Raw genomic sequence first — 3544 nt, 5'->3', positions numbered from 1 at the left:
TGAATAAAAGCAGAGGTTCGTTTTTCAGCAATTGTTACAGGATCGCCTTCATTATCGACATTCAATGGATAAGCATCCACCTCATCTAAAATCAGATAACGAATAGGCATGGAACGCAAACCAGCTGCACTGTTTGCTCCTGTAAGCATCAATGCTCCACCATCAAACTCTTTCGAAAACATTGTATTCCCGCTGTCGCGTGCTCGTGCTGGGGCTATGCGTTCGCTTAAAGCGGGGCTTGCCATAATCATTGGATCAAGACGGGTTTTGGACAATTTCTTCGCTGTCTCAACCGTTGGCATCACATAAAGAGCAGGTCCCGGACTATAATGAATGGCATAACCGCAGAAATTTAATCCTGCTTCTGACATGCCGATCTGCGCCCCTTTCATGACAATGGTTGTTTCAATTGGCACGTAAGAGGAAAGATTATCCATGATTTCACGCAAATAGGGGGTACGCTTTGTTCTCCAAAGCCCAGGCTCAGCACTTGCTACCGTGCTAAGGTATCTATTCTTATCCGCCCATTGCGAAACCGTGTAGGGTGGGTCCGGTTGTCTTGCATTATTGGCATGGGAGAAAAATTCTTCGACTGCATTGTCATCCATTATTCGTTTCTTGCAAGTTCTCTAACTCTGGAGAATGAGGATCATGAAAAGGCACTGGAATATTAACCGCCTCAAGCAAAGCGGTTCTTATATAATAATCAATAGCACCAATAAGGCTGGCTGCATCACATCCAACTTGTGCAGCAATGCTTGCACCAAAACGATGAGGAAAATTCAACATAGCATCACGGTGCGCTCTTCCAAATTCACGCGCTGCCTTTTTCATTTCTTCTCGATCAACAGTGGTTTCGCGTAGTCGTTCAAGGGCAATCTTCTCGCTTTCAAGCGCAACTTGCATTCGCTCCAGTTTTATCTTGTATTCATTGGCTCCATCTGTAGAGGCTTGTTTGATCTTTGTTCGCGGTTGACCATCAGGCGCTAAAAATGGAGCAGGGCGTTTTGTTGGATTCTCATTCCAGATGGCTGTTGCAAGGGCTTCATTGACAGAACCATCTTCAAAAAGAGCTGCATCAAATTTACCTGTCTTTATCCGAGAAACCACCGCATTATGTGAAACACCCATCTTCTTCGCAAACGCACGAACCGATAGACCCTTACGCGTTTTCTTATTCATAGTTGCTCCATTTTTAATGGTATATAAGAATTATTGTACACTTTAATTATTGACAAGATTTTATTTTTCGTGTACATAAAATATATGAAGATAGTGTGGGATGAACCAAAAAGAGCTTTAAACATTGTTAAACATAAGCTTGATTTTGCTGATGTTATTTACTTTGACTGGGAACATGCTCTTATTGATGCAACACATTCAAACCGCATGAAGGCTATTGGACATTTTGCGGATGGCACAACAGTTATTGTTTTTGCAAAGCTTGGCAATGAAGCGATATCCATTATCAGTTTTCGTCAAGCGAATAAAAAAGAAAGAGAGGTTTTCAATGATTATCAAAAAAAACTTTGAAACAGGATGTGGCTACACAAAAGAAGATTGGGACGCTGTGGATTCCCCACCATTGACAGATGAAGAACTTGCACGCTTAAAGCCAGCTAAAGACGTTTTACCAGCCTCCTTTTTTAAGTATGTAACAGAAGAGCGCCGTAAACGGGGGCGTCCACCCGTTGAATCTCCTAAACAAGCGGTTACTCTCCGTCTCGACCCAAATGTTATTGCCTCTTTTAAAAAACAAGGAAAAGACTGGCGCACACGTATGGGTGAAGTCTTAAAAAAAGCAAGTGGCAGCTAAACCAACCACCTCCCCATTGTTGATAACGGGGAGGGGAGTTCTGTTTTTAAGTTAAGCAACCTTTTTAATGGGGCTTTCTAAATCTGGTTCGTAAGCTTTCAAAAAAGGATTCATAGCCATGGGAAACTCTGAAGCTCCGAAATCTGTAAGAACTGCCAGAATCTTTGTAAAATTGGGCACTTCATCTTGAAGTTCTAAAATCAAAGCTTTTTCCACCACGCCCATGACCTGCACCAGCGTGTTACAATCCTCATCTCCAACGCTTTGATGATTGGAAAATTGAGCCAACGCCATCCACAAATCGCATAAGAAGTCGACACTGCTATTCATTGCACACCCCCAAAGATTTGTTCTCTCAAACATGCTAATCCTCTAGATGTGATTTTCGTTGAAGGCAGCACCTTTTCTGTACCATCTGGTCTTTGAATGGTAATAGCAGGACAATCCATGAATCCTTTCTTGATCTTGTCCTGATAAGGTAACAGAGGCGCCCCTGGAGCACGACGATAGACCCAATCATGTTTACGTAAGTAATCTGTTAAATCCTTTGGTCTTACCTCTAATATCTTGGCTGCTTCAATAAGACCAAACAGACCATCAGAACGTTTTAAGCCTTCCAAAGCCTCTGCTTTAGGCTTGAGTGTACTCACCTCATTTCTTAAGTCTTCTAATTGATTAATACTCTCTAAAGGAGCTGTTTGATCGTAAGAGGATTTTCCAATGCATTGGCAAGATTTATTTGCGGTGTTGCTACTTGTTTCAAAAGTCGTTCACATTTGATAAAATATTGACGAGCTTCATGTCCTTTATCGTTACGCTCTATCATGGAAAGGTGTTTAGCCATGTCTAAGGTGAGGTAGTATTCTATGCTTGGGCGCCCACCTTTTTCTAAATTTTTAGAAAAACCTATAAAGTCTATATTTTCTCGAAAATTACATTCTTTAATGCGATTTTTAATCCAGTCTGCAAACTTTGATGTAATTTCCAAAAATGCGTGCAATTCACGCGCATTAACAGTTTGAACAGTTTCCTGATCAATAACCTGTTCTGATATTTCTATAAGTGTGTTCATAATGAACTCCTAGTTGTTAGAGGTTTCTTAATGACACTCTAAAAGAGTACCGGGCGCTAAGAAACACGGCAACTAGCCCGTCGTTATGCTTTCCCCGAAAGGGTATTATATGGCATAACCACACCCGACAATATTATTATATGCATGTAGCATACAATGAGTCAAAGCTTTTAAATTGCGGAAAACGAGTTATTTCGGCAACCAATCCGCTAGTTGTTTTAAGGTGTTTCTTAGGCACCCGATTCGACAATAGATATAATGATACTGTCTTGTCAAGTGATAAAAAACTTTTTCTAAAAAATAATCCACTATTGTACAGTGTGTATATGAGGACACATTAAATTTGTTATTTATCAATGAGTTAAGTGTACAATGTACAGTTGATTTGAAAATTCTGTCGCTAGCGATAGTTCGCGCTCGTCCGCCCCGCAACGAAGCCAACCCGCTGGGAAGTACCTTTTGCATTGATTTTATTGATTTTTTTTATGAAAAAACAAAGCATAAGTGATAATCTGTTTTTAAAGTTGCAATAAGAATATGTAATTCCTAAACTCATAAGGATATGGAATATATAGATAAAGCTTGAGAACATGATCTAGCCTTTCTTATTAGCAGCGTATTCTTGACGAGAAAGTTGTCTCTGTATATTTTTGGTT

The 3544-nt window shown here is 40.2% G+C and carries 5 protein-coding genes and 1 pseudogene; 2 read left to right on the top strand and 4 right to left on the bottom strand.

The features are described from left to right. The coding region (locus tag ACFINE_RS09360) for a phage terminase large subunit family protein (protein WP_375621846.1) at window positions 1–608 on the bottom strand (608 nt) is incomplete at its 3' end. Further along, a complete protein-coding gene (locus ACFINE_RS09355; RefSeq protein WP_375621845.1) occupies window positions 601–1182 on the bottom strand; it encodes a hypothetical protein in 582 nt (193 codons plus the stop codon). The genes ACFINE_RS09355 and ACFINE_RS09360, both read right to left, overlap by 8 nt. A gap of 84 nt (window positions 1183–1266) precedes the next feature. Here ACFINE_RS09355 and ACFINE_RS09350 point away from each other — a divergent pair, with 84 nt between their 5' ends. Next, window positions 1267–1533 carry a BrnT family toxin gene (locus tag ACFINE_RS09350; protein WP_375621844.1) on the top strand — a complete coding sequence of 89 codons (267 nt, stop codon included), beginning with the start codon at window positions 1267–1269 and terminating at the stop codon, window positions 1531–1533. Next, complete coding sequence (locus ACFINE_RS09345) at window positions 1511–1816, top strand: BrnA antitoxin family protein (RefSeq protein WP_375621843.1); 306 nt, start codon at window positions 1511–1513, stop codon at window positions 1814–1816. The genes ACFINE_RS09350 and ACFINE_RS09345 overlap by 23 nt, the downstream gene beginning before the upstream one ends. 51 nt (window positions 1817–1867) lie before the next feature. Here ACFINE_RS09345 and ACFINE_RS09340 read toward each other — a convergent pair whose 3' ends face one another. Beyond that, window positions 1868–2146, bottom strand: a complete 279-nt coding sequence (locus ACFINE_RS09340; RefSeq protein ID WP_375621842.1) for a hypothetical protein — start codon at window positions 2144–2146, stop codon at window positions 1868–1870. Beyond that, a pseudogene (locus tag ACFINE_RS09335) lies at window positions 2143–2888 on the bottom strand (antA/AntB antirepressor family protein). The gene ACFINE_RS09340 and the pseudogene ACFINE_RS09335 overlap by 4 nt, the downstream one beginning before the upstream one ends. Window positions 2889–3544: the final 656 nt, after the last annotated feature.

Origin of the sequence: Bartonella sp. AA97HXZ (genome assembly GCF_042196985.1) — a bacterium.
In the GTDB taxonomy this organism is placed as follows: Bacteria; Pseudomonadota; Alphaproteobacteria; order Rhizobiales; family Rhizobiaceae; genus Bartonella.
This window is presented reverse-complemented; position numbering and strand designations above follow the sequence as displayed.